At 66.6% G+C, this 14459-nt stretch carries 12 protein-coding genes; 10 read left to right on the forward strand and 2 right to left on the reverse strand.

What is annotated here, in order from left to right; genetic code table 11:
• Positions 1 to 111 precede the first annotated feature (111 nt).
• Positions 112 to 1425, reverse strand: a complete 1314-nt coding sequence (locus GEV05_16115; GenBank protein ID MPZ44890.1) for a molecular chaperone SurA — start codon at positions 1423 to 1425, stop codon at positions 112 to 114.
• The gene (lptD, locus tag GEV05_16120; GenBank protein MPZ44891.1) at positions 1425 to 3665 is read right to left on the reverse strand and encodes an LPS assembly protein LptD; all 2241 of its coding nucleotides are present in this window, start codon (positions 3663 to 3665) and stop codon (positions 1425 to 1427) included. The genes GEV05_16115 and lptD overlap by 1 nt, the downstream gene beginning before the upstream one ends.
• 141 nt (positions 3666 to 3806) lie before the next feature.
• Here lptD and GEV05_16125 point away from each other — a divergent pair, with 141 nt between their 5' ends.
• From GEV05_16125 to hemF, 10 genes are all read left to right on the forward strand, one after another.
• Positions 3807 to 4799: a phosphotransferase gene (locus GEV05_16125; protein MPZ44892.1), complete on the forward strand. Its 993-nt coding sequence runs from the start codon at positions 3807 to 3809 to the stop codon at positions 4797 to 4799.
• Between the two features lie 7 nt (positions 4800 to 4806).
• Positions 4807 to 5511, forward strand: coding sequence for an NTP transferase domain-containing protein (locus tag GEV05_16130; protein MPZ44893.1), 705 nt, complete (start codon positions 4807 to 4809; stop codon positions 5509 to 5511).
• Positions 5512 to 5681: 170 nt separating this feature from the next.
• Positions 5682 to 6992, forward strand: coding sequence for a M24 family metallopeptidase (locus GEV05_16135; protein MPZ44894.1), 1311 nt, complete (start codon positions 5682 to 5684; stop codon positions 6990 to 6992).
• A 121-nt stretch (positions 6993 to 7113) separates the two neighbouring features.
• Entirely contained in the window at positions 7114 to 8259 is a 1146-nt protein-coding gene (locus GEV05_16140) for an NAD(P)-binding protein (protein MPZ44895.1), read from the forward strand.
• A gap of 92 nt (positions 8260 to 8351) precedes the next feature.
• Positions 8352 to 9365, forward strand: a complete 1014-nt coding sequence (dusB, locus tag GEV05_16145; protein ID MPZ44896.1) for a tRNA dihydrouridine synthase DusB — start codon at positions 8352 to 8354, stop codon at positions 9363 to 9365.
• Positions 9362 to 9601, forward strand: a complete 240-nt coding sequence (locus GEV05_16150; GenBank protein ID MPZ44897.1) for a Fis family transcriptional regulator — start codon at positions 9362 to 9364, stop codon at positions 9599 to 9601. Before dusB ends, GEV05_16150 begins: the two co-directional genes overlap by 4 nt.
• Before the next feature lie 9 nt (positions 9602 to 9610).
• The gene (gene purH, locus GEV05_16155) at positions 9611 to 11173 is read left to right on the forward strand and encodes a bifunctional phosphoribosylaminoimidazolecarboxamide formyltransferase/IMP cyclohydrolase (protein ID MPZ44898.1); all 1563 of its coding nucleotides are present in this window, start codon (positions 9611 to 9613) and stop codon (positions 11171 to 11173) included.
• Positions 11174 to 11236: 63 nt separating this feature from the next.
• On the forward strand, positions 11237 to 12520 hold the full coding sequence (gene purD / locus GEV05_16160; protein ID MPZ44899.1) for a phosphoribosylamine--glycine ligase: 1284 nt from the start codon (positions 11237 to 11239) through the stop codon (positions 12518 to 12520).
• 46 nt (positions 12521 to 12566) lie between these two features.
• The gene (locus GEV05_16165) at positions 12567 to 13433 is read left to right on the forward strand and encodes a hypothetical protein (protein ID MPZ44900.1); all 867 of its coding nucleotides are present in this window, start codon (positions 12567 to 12569) and stop codon (positions 13431 to 13433) included.
• Between the two features lie 16 nt (positions 13434 to 13449).
• Positions 13450 to 14346 (forward strand): oxygen-dependent coproporphyrinogen oxidase, encoded by an 897-nt coding sequence (gene hemF, locus GEV05_16170; protein MPZ44901.1) that lies wholly within the window; start codon positions 13450 to 13452, stop codon positions 14344 to 14346.
• The last annotated feature ends 113 nt before the right edge of the window (positions 14347 to 14459 follow it).

Here is a 14459-nt window from a genome sequence, read left to right on the forward strand (position 1 = left end):
TGTGCTATCGTCTTTCACGCAAAGGCCCCTTCGCTGGCAGTTCGCTTGTCTCGCAACGGCGTTCTACCATGAAGCGGGCCTTTGTCTTACAGGCTTCGTGAATTATTCAGGTTAGCGCTGTTCGGTCCGATACTCGACGTAGGCCTTGTCGCGCAGCTGGCGCAGCCACTCCTGATAGGCTTCGTCGGACTTGCGGGCGCGTAATGCCTGGCGCGCGGTCAGGCGCAGCCGCTCCTTTGACATGTCTTCGTCGCGCCTGGCGAGGACCTGGATCAGATGCCAGCCGAACTCGGTTTTCACCGGCTGGGACACCTGGTTCACCTGCAGTTGGTTCATGGCCCGCTCGAAATCCGGAACCGTGTCCCTGGGGGAGATCCAGCCGAGGTCGCCTCCCTTGGACGCGCTCGCATCCTGCGATTGCAGCCGCGCCAGCTCGGCGAAATTTTCGCCGTTCACGACGCGCTCGCGCAGCCCCAGCAGGCGGTTGCGGGCCTCGGCCTCCGAGATGATTTCGTTGGTGCGGATCAGGATGTGGCGCGCGTGCGTCTGCTGCACGATGACCGGCGCCGCGCCGCGCTGGTCGAGCAGCTTCAGGATATGGAAGCCGTTGGGGCTGCGCAGGATGGCGCTCACATCGCCCACGCGCATGCCCTTGACCGCCTCGAGGAACAATCCGGGCAGGCGGCTCGCCTCGCGCCAGCCGAGCACGCCGCCCTTGAGGCCCTCCGGCGCATCGGAATACGTTGCCGCAACCTGACCGAAATCCGCGCCCTGCTTCAGCTGCGCCAGCGCTTCCTCGGCCCTTGCCTGCCGGATCTTGATCTGCTCCGGATTCGCCTGCTCGGGCACGCGCACCAGGACATGGCCGAGATTGTATTCGTCGTTGCGGCCGAGCACGTCCTCGCGCGTTTGCAGGAACGCGTCGATCTCGGCATCGGTAACGACGCTCTTGCTGTCGACCTCGCGTTCGCGCAGCCGGGCAATGGTGATCTCCTTGCGCAGCTCATCGCGGAACCGGTCGTAGGAGACGCCGTCCTTTTCCAGCGCCGCGCGCAGGGCCGGCAGGGTGAGCTTGTTCTGCTGGGCAATGCGCGCGACCGTCTTGTCGAGGATCGCATCGTCGATGCGGATGCCGCTATCCTTGGCGAACTGAAGCTGGGTTTTCTGGCCGATCATGCGCTCGAGCACCTGCTTCTCCAGCACGTCCTGCGGCGGCAGCGGGGTGCCCTGGCGGCGCAGACTGTCGGTGGCGAGCTTCATTTGTTCGGTCAGGTCGAATCGGGTGATGACCTCGTCGTTCACCACCGCGACGATGCGGTCGACTTCGAGCACGCGCGGCGCTGGCGCGGATGCGCCCGGGGCCAGGGCCGAAAGGAAGCTGAACGAGGCCATCGCAGCGACGGCCACGGCATGCTTGGCGTTCATCAGTAGCGCGTGGGCGGCAGGGGGCCGCCGCCTTGGGGTTCGTTGATCTTGGTGTAGCCGGCAATGTTCTCCCGCAACACCTCCAGTGGATTCGATCCGACCCTGGCGACACCGTTGAGTTCCAGCTGCAGGAAGATCGCACGCGACGATTCGCCCGTTCCCACCGCGACGTTGTGCATGACCAGCCGCGCGACCCAGCAGCCGCCGTTGTATTCGATCCCGGCGAGCCCCTCGGCGATGCGGCCGTCGCGCAGCGAGTAATTCACGCGCCCGACCCCGCTCCAGCCGCGCGCGATCGGCCACTGCGCGGACAGGTCGACGTTCTCCAGCAGGTCGCGGGTGAAGCGGTAACCCACATTCAGCACCTTGCCGACATCCGGCTGATAGCGCGCGCCCAACGCGAGCTTGCGCGTCTCCTTGAACTCCTGGTTGTACTGGATGCCAACTTCCGCGATCAACGAGGGTGCGATCTGTCCGCTCAGCGCAGCCAGCATGTCCGAGCTCGTGTCCGTACGAACCGGCATGCCCGGAAGCGTCACCTGCTGGCTTTTGAAGTAGAAGCGCTGAGCGAACGCGACGCGCAGTTGCTCGATGCCGGATTGCGGGTCGATCAGGCGCGACTGTATGCCGAGCGTGAGCTGGTTGGCGTCGTTGATGCGATCCTGGCCGGCGAACTGGTTCTCGCTGTAGATGGTGGCGAAGTTGATGTCGGCCGGCGTGCTGTCGAAGTTCGGCAGGCGGCTCTGGTCCCGGAACGGGATGTAGACATAGTACAGCTTCGGCTCGAGTGTGTGCAGGTACGCGCGACCGCGAATGGTGGTGTCGCGCTCGAACACCAGCCCGCCCTCGGCGCTGAAGATCGGCACGCTGCGATCCCCGTCCTGTGCGCTGGCGGTGGGCTGATCCACATCGTAGCGCGTGTAATGCACGCCCATCTTCGGCTTGAGGAACGCGTAGGGCGTCTGCAGCGGCAGCGCGATGCTCGGGTATGCGACCGCGCGCTGTCCGTTCAGCAGCGTCGGGTGCTGAAAGTGAGTGTAGCTGCCGGTGAAAGTGATGTCGGTGTGGGCGACATCGTAGTTGAAAGTATCGAGCGTGACTTGCGGCAGCCGGTTGTACGGCGGCGTGATCGGTGCGCGTGGATCCTGCAAAGTCTGCCAGCGCTGCGCGAGGGTGCTCAATATCCATTGTCCGTTGCTGCCCAGCGCCCCCGCGCGCGTCGCCATGCCTTCGAGCGGCAGGAGGATCTTCGAGGTGGCCCGGATCTGCGTCGATAGATCGCGGAAGTAGTCGTCGTCGGAGACTCTCTGCAGGTTCGCGTACAGCGACCAGGGCCCCCAGATCTGGTTATGCAGCAGGTAGGCGGCCCAGCGATCGTCGCCCTGCACCTTGTCGTCCGGCAGCACCTCGAAGCGCGCGGTCCCCCTGTAGCCGGGCTCGAGATAGCGGAACTCGCTGCCGATCATGAGCCCGCGCTTGGACATGATATGCGGCGTGATGGTCGCATCGCGGTTGGGCGCGATGTTCCAGTAGTAGGGGATGGAGAACTCCAACCCGCTCGTGCCGCCGGTGCCCAAGGTGGGCGAAAGAAATCCGGACTTGCGCGCGTCGCTCAGCGGGAAATCCATCCACGGCGTGTACAGGAAGGGATAGTTGAAGAATACGACGCTGGCATCGTGCGCCGTACCGACGTTCGTATTGCGGTTGAGATCCAGGTCGCGCGCACGAATGTACCAGTCGTCCTCGCCGGGGCCGCAGGTCGTATAGCGACCCTGTTCCACCTGGTAGCGATTCTCGCCGACGAACAGGAACTCCTTCGCATCGCCGCGCGCGTTCTGCACACCGAGACGAAACGTCGGCTCCTGCAGATAGCCTTGCTCGGTTTGCAGGTTGAGCTTGAGGCGCGTGCCTTCCACCACGTCGCCGTTGTTCTGCTCCAGGCGCACGCTGCCGACCGCTTCGACCTCCTCCGGCCCCACCTGGTAGAGCAGCCAATCGGCGAACAGCCGCTTGTCGCGCGTACGGAACCGGGCGCTGCCGCGCGCCTCGACGTCGCGGTCCTGGTGGCCGCGGATATCGTCTGCGTCGATGAAAACCGGCAGGCGCTCCTCGCTCCCGGGCGCGGGCGCGGATAGCGACGGGTCGAGCTTCAGACCGAGACCTGAGCCGGCGCCGTGCGCGTTGGCCGCGGCGAGCAGCAGCGCAACGATGCTCAGCGGCTGCAAGGGTCGGTAGCGCATCGTTCTCGGTGGGAGCCTGGTATATCGGAGTTCGGTCCTGACTGCCGCCGAACCGCCCGGACACCGAGCACGCGATCGTTACGCGAGGCTTCGGGTTGGCGAATGATAGAATCGCCGCTCCGGGAAGGCAACGCAATCGCGATGGATCGCAGCGAGCAGCTGAGACTATGGGTGTGCGATCGGCTCGGTGCGCAACCCGAGAACATCGCCCGCGCTTCCGAGGACGCGAGCTTTCGCCGCTATTTCCGCATCGCGCACGAAGCGCGCACGCTGATTGCGATGGATGCGCCGCCGCCGCAGGAGAACTGCGCGGCGTTCGTGCATGTCGCCGGGCTCTTCGGCCGCGCCGGCGTCAACGTGCCGCGGATCCTCGCGCAGGATCTGGAGCGCGGGTTCCTGCTGCTCACCGATTTCGGCGCCACGACCTACCTGCAGGCATTGCCGGATGCGGACGTCGAGCGTTTGTACCGCGATGCCCTGCAAGCGCTGGTGCGTATTCAAGTCGCCACCACGGCGGGTGCGCTGCCCGAGTATGACGCTGCGCTGCTGCGGGACGAGGTGGCGCTGTTCCCCGACTGGTACGTCGAGCGCCATCTCGGCCGAGTGCTGGCAAAGGACCAGCGTGAGCGCCTGGAACGAATGTTCGATGCGCTGATCGCGCACAACCTCGCCGAACCGCGCGTGTACGTGCACCGCGACTACCATTCGCGCAACCTCATGCTGACCGAGCCCAACCCGGGCATCCTGGATTTTCAGGATGCGGTACTGGGGCCGCTCAGCTACGACCTGGTGTCGCTGCTGAAAGACGCCTACGTCGAGTGGCCGGAGGAGCGCGTCATCGACTGGGCGGTGCGCTACTGGGAGCTGGCGCGCCGGGCGGGCCTTCCGGTGCGAGCCGACTTCGCCGAGTTCTATCGCGACTTCGAGTGGATGGGCGTGCAGCGCCATCTCAAGGTGCTGGGCATATTCGCGCGCCTGTGCCACCGCGACGGCAAGGCGCGCTACCTGGACGACCTGCCGCTGGTGCTGCGCTACCTCGAGCGTGCCGCGAGCCGGTATCGCGAATTGAAGCCGCTCGCGCGCCTGCTCGACGAGTTGCACGGCCGCACCCCGCGCCTGGTCGACACCTTCTGAGCGCGCCGTGAAAGCAATCATCCTGGCGGCAGGCCGCGGCGAGCGCATGCGCCCGTTGAGCGACCGGATTCCGAAACCGCTCCTCACCGTCGGTGGTGCAAGCCTGATCGAGTGGCAGGTGCGCCGGCTGACCGCGGCCGGCATCCGCGACATCGTGGTCAACGTTTCGCACCTGGCCGAAATGATCGTGGCCGAGCTCGGCGCCGGCGAGAGGCTCGGCGCCCGCATACGCTATTCGCACGAGCCGGTGGCCCTGGAGACGGCCGGCGGCATCGCGCTGGCGCTTCCTCTGCTCGGGGACGATGCATTCGTCGCGGTCAACGCCGACATCTATTGCGAGTACGACTACTCGGCGCTGCCGCCTGTGCTCGATCGGCTCGACCGCGAACACACCGACTGGGCAGCCTACCTCGTGCTGATCGACAATCCTGCCCACCACCCGCAGGGCGACTTCACACTGAGCCGCGATGGTCTGGTGGGCGTGGCGGCGCAGGGACGGTTGACCTTCAGCGGGATCGGCGCCTACCGCCCGAGCTTCTTCGGCGGCATCGCGCCGGGTAGCCGCAAGCCGCTCGGACCCATGCTGTACGACGCGGGGGCGCAGGGGCGAGTGCATGGCGAGCGCTTTGCCGGGCGCTGGATCGACGTCGGCACGCCGCAGCGGCTCGCCCAGCTGCGCGCCACTTTGGGCAACGCAGGAGAAGCAGTCTGACGCGTGCCCGCTGCGGGCCTGGAACGCAGCGGGCACGGCAAGCGCCGGTCGCGGCCGCATTGCGCCTCGCCGGCCGCGGTGTTGCAATACATCATCGGCGGCGGGCAGCGCGCCAGGCGCCAGGCGATAGGCGCGTCGTGGGCGTTATCCACTTGCGAAGGTTCGAATCGATGGCGACAAATCCGGTAGCGGCATTCACGGCGAGACGGGAGCGGCTCGCGCGCGCCATGGGCGAGGGCGTGGCGATCGTGCCGACCGCCCCCGAACGCGTGCGCAATCGCGACGCCTCGTTTCCCTACCGCTTCGATAGCTACTTCTACTACCTCACCGGATTCACCGAGCCCGACGCGGTACTGGTCGTTATCGGCGGTGCGGCGCCGCGCAGCATTCTCTTCTGCCGGCCGAAAAACGAGGAACGCGAGATCTGGGACGGTTTCCGTTACGGCCCGCAGGCCGCGCGCGAAACGTTCGAGATGGACGAGGCCTACCCGATCGAGGCCCTGGACGAGCAGATGCCCACGTTGCTCGGCGATCGCGAGCGCCTGTATTTCAGCCTTGGTGCCGATCCGCACTGGGACGCGCGCGTGACCGGCTGGTTGAATAGCGTGCGGCTGCGCTCACGCACCGGCGTACGGGCACCGGCCGAAGTGGTCGATCTGCCCAGCATCCTGGACGAAATGCGCCTCATCAAGGACGCGCACGAGCTCGCCACCATGCGACGCGCGGCCGCCATCTCGACCTCGGCGCACCGGCGCGCCATGCGCTTCGCGCGCCCGGGATTGCACGAATACGAGATCGAGGCCGAGCTCATGCACGAGTTCCTGCGCCACGGTGCGCAGGCCCCGGCGTATACCTCGATCGTCGCCGCGGGCGCAAATGCGTGCGTGCTGCACTACATATCCAACCGGGCGTTGCTCGAGCCCAACGAGCTGCTGCTGATCGACGCCGGCTGCGAGCTCGACGGCTATGCTTCCGACATCACGCGCACCTTCCCGGTGAGCGGCCGTTTCGAGGGCGCGCAGAAGGCGCTCTACGAGCTGGTGCTCGCCGCTCAGGCCGACGCGATCGCAGCGGTCGCGCCGGGCCGCAGCTTCAGCGATCCGCACGATGCGGCGGTGCGCACGCTGGCGCAGGGCATGCTCGACCTTGGCCTTTTGCAAGGCAGCCTCGACTCGGTGATCGAGAGCGGTGCGTACCGGCGCTTCTACATGCATCGTACCGGCCACTGGCTGGGTCTCGACGTGCACGACGCGGGCGAGTATGGCGCCGAAGGGCGCTGGAAACCCCTGGCGAGCGGCATGGTGCTTACGGTCGAGCCCGGCATCTATGTCCGTCCGGGCGAAGGCGTGCCGGACGCGTTCTGCAATATCGGCATCCGCATCGAGGACGACGTGCTGGTTACGCCCGGGGGTTGCGAAGTTCTGACCACCGCGGCGCCCAAGTCGATTGCCGAGATCGAAGCGGTCATGCGCGCGGCCTAGCGAGCTTCCGTAAATGACCGACCGCTCGCTCCCTCACCCCCGACCCCTCTCCCGAAGGGAGAGGGGAGCGCATTGCGGAAAGCGGCTTGTCAGCCACTTTCCGGACGTTCCATAGGCGGCCATGCACGATGTCGCGATCATCGGCGGCGGGCCGGTCGGGCTTTCCGCCGCGCTTGCGGCGGCGCTGCACGGCATGCAAGCCCTGGTGCTGGAAGCGCAGGTGGATCCGGGCGGCCGCGATGCGCGTGTCTTCGCCCTGTCGCATGGCGCGCGGCTCATTCTGGAACGCCTGGGGGCCTGGCAGCAGATCCGTGCGCCCAGTCCGATCCGCTCGGTGCACGTCTCGCAGCGTGGCCGCTTCGGCCATACCGTCTTGCGCGCGCAGGAACTGAAGCTGGAGGCGCTCGGTTACGTGGTCGCGGCGGAGGAACTCGTGCGCGCATTGCGCGCACGAGCGGCGCAAGTAAGTATCGACTTCGTCGCCGGCGCCCAGGTGCGCGCCATCGAATCGGCCGCCGCTGCAGCGAGCATTTGCTACCAGCATGCCGGCGCTGAGGAAACGATCGGCGCGAGTATCGTGGCGCAGGCCGACGGGGGTGCAAGCCTCGCTGCGCCCGGACGGACCACGGAGCACGACTATGGCCAATGCGCCTTGACCGCCCTGGTCGAATGCCCGCGCATCGATGCCGATTGCGCCAGCGAACGCTTCACCGGCAAGGGACCCGTTGCGCTCCTTCCCTTCGCGGGCCGACACGCGCTGATCTGGTCCGTACCGCAGGCCGAAGCGGCGGCGCTGATGGCGATGAGCGATCGAGCATTCGCGCACGCGCTGGTGCAGGGCTACGGCGAGCGGCTGGGCGAAGTGCGGCTCGCGGGCCCGCGTGCCTGCTTCCCGTTGCAGCTGCGTTTCGCGCACCGCATCGCAGGCAGCCGCCACGTGCTCATCGGCAACGCCGCGCAGACGCTGCATCCCGTCGCCGGCCAGGGCTTCAATCTCGGCTTGCGCGACGCGTTCGAGCTCGCGCGCGCGCTTGCCGAAGCGCGCCGTCGCGGACAGGATCTGCTAGAGGGCCTGCAGCGCTATCGTGCCAACCGCAGGCTCGATCGCGCCGGTGGCACGCTTTTCACCGACTTTCTCGTGCGCATGTTCTCGAACGACGATCCCGTGCTTGGCAGCGCGCGCAGCGCCGGATTGTTTTTGCTCGACGCATCAGGGCCGGCGAAGCGTTTCTTGATGCGACGCATGATCTTCGGCAGTCGCTACTGAGCACTGGCTCGCTTTTTCCGCGCGCCGAATGCGATTAGAATGAGCGCCCTTTCCGTGCGTTCTCACACCCGGTATTCCCAGGCGCTTGCACAGTGCAGATCGGACCCTATTCCCTGCCCAACGCGCTATGCGTCGCGCCGATGGCCGGCGTCACCGATCGAGCATTTCGAAAGCTGTGTAAGCGCTTCGGCGCGGGGCTCGCGGTGTCCGAGATGATCGCCTCCAATCCGCAGCTGCGGCTGAGCGTCAAGACGCAGCGGCGCATGGATCACGAAGGCGAAGTCGAGCCCATCGCAGTGCAGATCGCGGGCGGCGAGCCGGCGATGCTCGCCGACGCGGCTCGCTTCAATGTCGATGGCGGTGCGCAGATCATCGACATCAACATGGGCTGCCCGGCAAAGAAGGTATGCAATGTCGCGGCCGGCTCGGCGTTGCTGCGCGACGAAGCGCTGGTCGGGCGCATCCTCGAGTCGGTGGTGGCCGCGGTGCCGGTTCCGGTGACGCTCAAGATACGCACCGGTTGGGACCGCGCCGACCGTAACGCCGTACGCGTAGCGCGCGCCGCCGAGCAGGCAGGTATCCGCGCCATCGCCATTCACGGCCGTACGCGCGCCGACGCTTTTCTCGGCGCGGCGGAGTACGACACCATCGCCGAGGTCAAGGCCCGAATCGGCATACCGGTGATCGTCAACGGCGATATCGATTCGCCGGAAAAAGCGGCTTGGGTGCTGGCAAAAACCGGCGCCGACGGCGTCATGATCGGGCGCGCGGCGCAAGGCCGTCCGTGGATTTTTCGCGACATCGCGCATTACCTCGAGCACGGCGTTCGCGCGGTTGCGCCTTCGCTGGACGAGATCCGCGCGGTGCTGCGCGTGCATCTTGCCGAGTTGCACGCGTTCTACGGCGAATTTTCCGGTCTGCGCGTCGCGCGCAAGCATGTATCCTGGTACACGGGGAGTCTTGCCGGCGGCACCGCATTCCGCCACGCCTTCAACAAGCTGGAGAGCGCCCGCGCGCAGCTCGATCATCTCGATCGCTACTTCGATCGACTCGAGCGCGAGGCCTGTCCCTATGCGGACGACGCAAGAGAGGAGCTTGCGGCATGAAGACTGATACGGAGCTGGTGCGCTCGGTGCGCCGGGCAATCGACGGCTATTTTCGCGATCTGGATGGCGAACAGCCCTGCGGGGTGTACGAGATGGTGATCAGCTGCGTCGAGCGACCCTTGATCGAGGCGGTGCTCACGCGCGTGGACGGCAACCAGACGCATGCGGCGCAAATGCTCGGCATCAACCGCAACACGCTGCGAAAAAAGATGAAGTCGCACGGCATCAAGGGTTAGCGGAAAGCGATGACCACCGTCAAGCGCGCGCTCCTGAGCGTTTCGGACAAGACCGGGCTCATCGAGCTGGCGCGCGCGCTCACCCGTTACGGCGCCGAGCTGATCTCCACCGGCGGCACGGCGAAAAGCCTGCGCGAGGCGGGACTTGCCGTGACCGAGGTGGCCGACTACACCGGATTCCCGGAGATGCTCGACGGCCGGGTGAAGACGCTCCACCCCAAGGTGCATGGCGGCATCCTGGCCCGCCGCGACTCAGCGGCGCACATGCAGGCGATGAGCCAGCACGGTATTGCGCCGATCGACCTCGTGGTCGTGAACCTCTATCCATTCGCGCGCACCGTGGCCAAGGCCGATGTGGCGCTCGACCAGGCCATCGAAAAAATCGACATCGGCGGCCCGGCCCTGGTTCGCAGCGCTGCCAAGAACTACCGCGATGTCGCTGTGATCACCGACCCTGCCGATTACGGCTTGGTCATGCAGGAGCTGGATGCCACCCACGGTGCGCTCGGCGTGGAGCTGCGCTTCGCGCTCGCCAAGAAGGCCTTCGCGCACACCGCCGCCTACGACGGCGCGATCGCAAACTGGCTGGGCGCCTTGGACGAGAACGACCGGCCCGGCCTTTTCCCGCAGCAGCTCAACTTGAATTTCGAGCGCGTGCAGCCGTTGCGCTACGGCGAGAATCCGCACCAGAACGCGGCGTTCTATCGCGACCTGGCGGGGGCGCCGGGGCTGATCGCGGGCGCTACCCAGATCCAGGGCAAGGAGCTTTCTTACAACAACATCGCCGATGCCGACGCCGCGTGGGAGTGCGTCAAGAGCTTCGAGCAGCCCGCCTGCGTGATCGTCAAGCACGCCAATCCCTGCGGCGTGGCCGTTGCCGATTCGGTGGCGGGCGCGTATCGCAACGCGTTCGCGACCGATCCGACGTCGGCATTCGGCGGCATCATCGCGATCAATCGGGCGCTGGACGCGGCCACGGCCGAAGCGCTCTCGTCGCAGTTCGTCGAAGTGCTGATTGCGCCGCAGATCCTGCCGCAAGCCGCGACTCTGCTCGCGCACAAGCCCAACATCCGGGTGCTGGAGATCGCGGGCGCAGGCGCGAACAATGCCTGGGACTTCAAACGCATCGGCGGCGGCCTGCTGGTGCAGAGCCCGGACGATGGCGCCATCCAGGCCTCCGACTTGCGCTGCGTGACCCGCCGTGCACCCGATCCGGCCGAGCTCGACGACCTGCTGTTCGCCTGGCGCGTGGCGAAGTTCGTGAAGTCGAACGCGATCGTCTATTGCGGCGCCGGGCGCACGCTCGGCGTGGGCGCGGGGCAGATGAGCCGGGTCGATTCGGCACGCATCGCCGCGATGAAGGCCGCAAATGCGGGCCTGTCGCTTGCCGGTTCGGTGGTGGCCTCGGACGCATTCTTTCCGTTCCGCGACGGGATCGATGTCCTGGCCGCGGCGGGCGCGCGTGCTGTTGTGCAGCCGGGCGGTAGCCTGCGCGACCAGGAAGTGATCGCCGCCGCCGACGAGCACGGGATCGCGATGGTGTTCACTGGCGTGCGGCATTTCCGTCATTGAATGCGATCGGGCAGAATGCTGCAGCAACGGCGATAGTGGACTTGCGCAAGGTAATATGACTCGATGAAGGTTCTGGTGGTCGGTTCCGGCGGAAGAGAGCACGCGCTGGCATGGAAGCTCGCGCAATCGCCCCGCATCACCCGCACCTTCGTCGCGCCGGGCAATGCCGGCACGGCGGCCGAGCCCGGCTGCAGCAACGTCGAGATCACCGACATCCCGGAGCTGCTCGACTTCGCACGTAATGAGAAGATCGCCTTTACCGTGGTCGGACCGGAGGCGCCGCTTGCGGCCGGCATCGTCGATGCGTTTCGTGCGGCCGATCAGCGCATTTTCGGCCCCTCGCAGGCAGCCGCCCAACTCGAAAGCTCCAAGACGTTCGCCAAGACCTTCATGCAGCGCCACGGCATTCCAGCTGCTGCCTATGCGAGCTTCGACGATGCGGCCGCGGCGCATCGGCACATCGACGAGCTCGGCACGGCGCTGGTGGTGAAGGCCGATGGGCTCGCCGCCGGCAAGGGGGTGGTGGTCGCCACCACCCCGGGCGAAGCGCATGCAGCGGTGGATGCGATGATGGTGAGCGGGGCGATGGGCGAGGCCGGGCGCCGGATCATCATCGAGGAGTTCATCCGCGGCGAGGAGGCAAGCTTCATCGCCATGGTCGACGGCAAGAACGTCATGGCGCTCGCGACCAGCCAGGATCACAAGCGCCTGCGCGACGGCGACGCGGGGCCCAATACCGGCGGTATGGGCGCATATTCTCCGGCGCCGGTCGTAACACCGCGCATGCATGCCCGCATCATGCGCGAGGTGATCGACCCGGTGGTCAACGGCATGATCGCCGAGGGCACGCCTTATACCGGCTTTCTCTATGCCGGGCTGATGATCGACGGTGACCGGCTGAACGTGCTCGAATTCAACTGCCGCCTGGGCGATCCGGAAACCCAGCCCATCCTGTTGCGCCTGAAATCGGACCTGGTCGTCCTGTTTGAGGCGGCTTTTGCCGGCACGCTCGACAAGGTCGAGCCGCAATGGGACCGGCGGGTCGCGCTCGGCGTCGTGCTGGCCGCGCAGGGCTATCCCGAATCGCCGCGCAAAGGCGATATCATCGAGGGGTTGCCGCCGGACGAGGCGCCGGACCTGCACGTGTTCCACGCCGGCACCGCCCGGGAGGGCGAACGCGTGGTCACCCAGGGCGGGCGGGTGCTGTGCGTCACCGCACTCGGCGACAACGTGCGGCTCGCGCAGCGCCGCGCCTACGAAGCGGCCGAACAGATCCGCTTCGAGGGCGTGCAGATGCGGCGCGATATTGGTTACAGGGCAGCAGGCGCAAACCGGCGCGGCAGCTAGCGGCCGCGGCGGTGCGCCAGCGTAATGCGGAGCAAGGAGGATGGCAATGGCGCAGCAATTCGATCGTTCGCAAGAAGATTCCGGCAACGCCGTTCAGCTCGAGCACCTCAATCTGCGCAATCCCGATCAACGCCTGGCCATGCTGTTCTACCTGGTCGGCATGGGATTCACGCGCGATCCCTATCTCATGGTCGGCCTCGACAACATGTGGATCAACATCGGTCGCAGCCAGATCCACACGCCGAACGGCGAGGCCCAGCGCCTCAACGGCACCATCGGTATCGTCCTGCCGGATTTGAAGGCCTTGTGCGCCCGCTTGCAGGCCGTGGCGCCGCGGCTCGACGGCACCCAGTTTCGTTTCACCGACCGCTCGGACTTCGTCGAGGTGACCTGCCCCTGGGGCAACCGGCTGCGGGCGCACGCGCCCTCGCCCGAGCTCGGCGGCTTCGAGATCGGTATGCCGTACCTCGAATTCCTGGTGGCGCCCGGCACGGCCGAAGGCATTGCGCGCTTCTATTCGCAGGTCATCGGCGCCACGGCGCGCTGCGAGGAGACGCGCGGCTCGCGCGTGGCTGTGGTGCGGGTCGGGCGCGGCCAGCAACTGTTCTTCCGCGAGAGCAACGACAAGCTCCCGCCCTACGACGGGCACCACATCCAGCTCTACATCGTAGATTTCTCCGGACCGCATCGATTCTTGAACGAACGCGGCCTCATCACGCAGGAAAGCGACCAGTATCAGTACCGGTTCGTGGATATCGTCGATCCGGAGGACGGCCGCGAGCTGACCAAGCTGGAGCACGAGATCCGCTCGGTCACGCACCCGCTCTACGGGCGGCCGCTGGTGAACCGCAATCCCACCCAGACCAACCGGACCTACGCCAAGAACTGCGACGCCTTCGCTGGCGCGTTCTAGCCGCACGCGGCCGCTGTTGGATACCCGCGCGGTCCTCGATTTCTTGAGCGGGCTGCAGGCGGGCATCGTCGCGGAGCTTTCGCGCCTCGACGGCCGCGAGTTCCGCCGCGATGCCTGGGAGCGCCCGCAGGGCGGAGGCGGCACGAGCTGCGTACTGGAAGACGGCGCCCTGTTCGAGCGCGGCGGCGTCAACTTCTCCCACGTTCGAGGCGACGGCTTGCCGCCTTCCGCTACCGCGGCTCGGCCCGAGCTCGCCGGCCGTGGCTTCGAAGCGATGGGCGTCTCGGCTGTGCTGCATCCGCGCAATCCCTATGTGCCCACGGTGCACATGAACGTGCGCTTCTTCGTCGCGACGCGGGCCGATGCCGATCCGGTGTGGTGGTTCGGGGGCGGCATGGATCTCACCCCCTACTACGGGTTCGAGGATGACGCGCGGCATTTCCATGGCGCCTGCCGCGCTGCCATCGCGCCGTTCGGGATGCAGTACTACGGGCGCTTCAAGCGCTGGTGCGACGAGTATTTCTTTCTGCGCCATCGCAACGAGCCGCGCGGCGTGGGCGGGCTTTTCTTCGACGACTTCAACGCGCCCGACTTCGAAACCTGCTTTGGGCTCACGCGCTCGGTAGGCGAGCATTTCCTGCCGGCTTACGTTCCGATCGTCGAGCGGCGGCGCGACACCACCTACGGCGAGCGCGAGCGTGCCTTCCAGGCCTACCGGCGCGGTCGCTACGTCGAGTTCAACCTCGTCTACGACCGCGGCACGCTGTTCGGGCTGCAGTCGGGCGGGCGCACCGAATCGATCCTCATGTCGCTGCCGCCCGTGGTGCATTGGCGCTACGACTGGAAGCCGGAACCGGGATCGCCCGAGGAAGCGCTGTATACGGAATTCCTTCCGCCGCGGGATTGGGTTTAACCGCTGGGAATCCACCCGAATGCCGTCATTCCCGCGAACGCGGGAATCCAGAATGGAAGCATCGCAACCAGCGGGCGGCCTAGCGACGGGCGATGGGAACGACTGTTACCGGC

Source organism: Betaproteobacteria bacterium, assembly GCA_009377585.1.
Lineage (GTDB): Bacteria > Pseudomonadota > Gammaproteobacteria > Burkholderiales > WYBJ01 > WYBJ01.

What these genes read in the sequence shown, in the direction of transcription:
- GEV05_16150 (MPZ44897.1), top strand. Translation starts at nt 9,362, where the DNA reads ATGAAGACTGATACGGAGCTGGTGCGCTCGGTGCGCCGGGCAATCGAC.
- GEV05_16115 (MPZ44890.1), bottom strand. Translation starts at nt 1,425, where the DNA reads ATGAACGCCAAGCATGCCGTGGCCGTCGCTGCGATGGCCTCGTTCAGC.
- GEV05_16140 (MPZ44895.1), top strand. Translation starts at nt 7,114, where the DNA reads ATGCACGATGTCGCGATCATCGGCGGCGGGCCGGTCGGGCTTTCCGCC.
- purH (MPZ44898.1), top strand. Translation starts at nt 9,611, where the DNA reads ATGACCACCGTCAAGCGCGCGCTCCTGAGCGTTTCGGACAAGACCGGG.
- lptD (MPZ44891.1), bottom strand. Translation starts at nt 3,665, where the DNA reads ATGCGCTACCGACCCTTGCAGCCGCTGAGCATCGTTGCGCTGCTGCTC.
- GEV05_16135 (MPZ44894.1), top strand. Translation starts at nt 5,682, where the DNA reads ATGGCGACAAATCCGGTAGCGGCATTCACGGCGAGACGGGAGCGGCTC.
- GEV05_16165 (MPZ44900.1), top strand. Translation starts at nt 12,567, where the DNA reads ATGGCGCAGCAATTCGATCGTTCGCAAGAAGATTCCGGCAACGCCGTT.
- purD (MPZ44899.1), top strand. Translation starts at nt 11,237, where the DNA reads ATGAAGGTTCTGGTGGTCGGTTCCGGCGGAAGAGAGCACGCGCTGGCA.
- GEV05_16125 (MPZ44892.1), top strand. Translation starts at nt 3,807, where the DNA reads ATGGATCGCAGCGAGCAGCTGAGACTATGGGTGTGCGATCGGCTCGGT.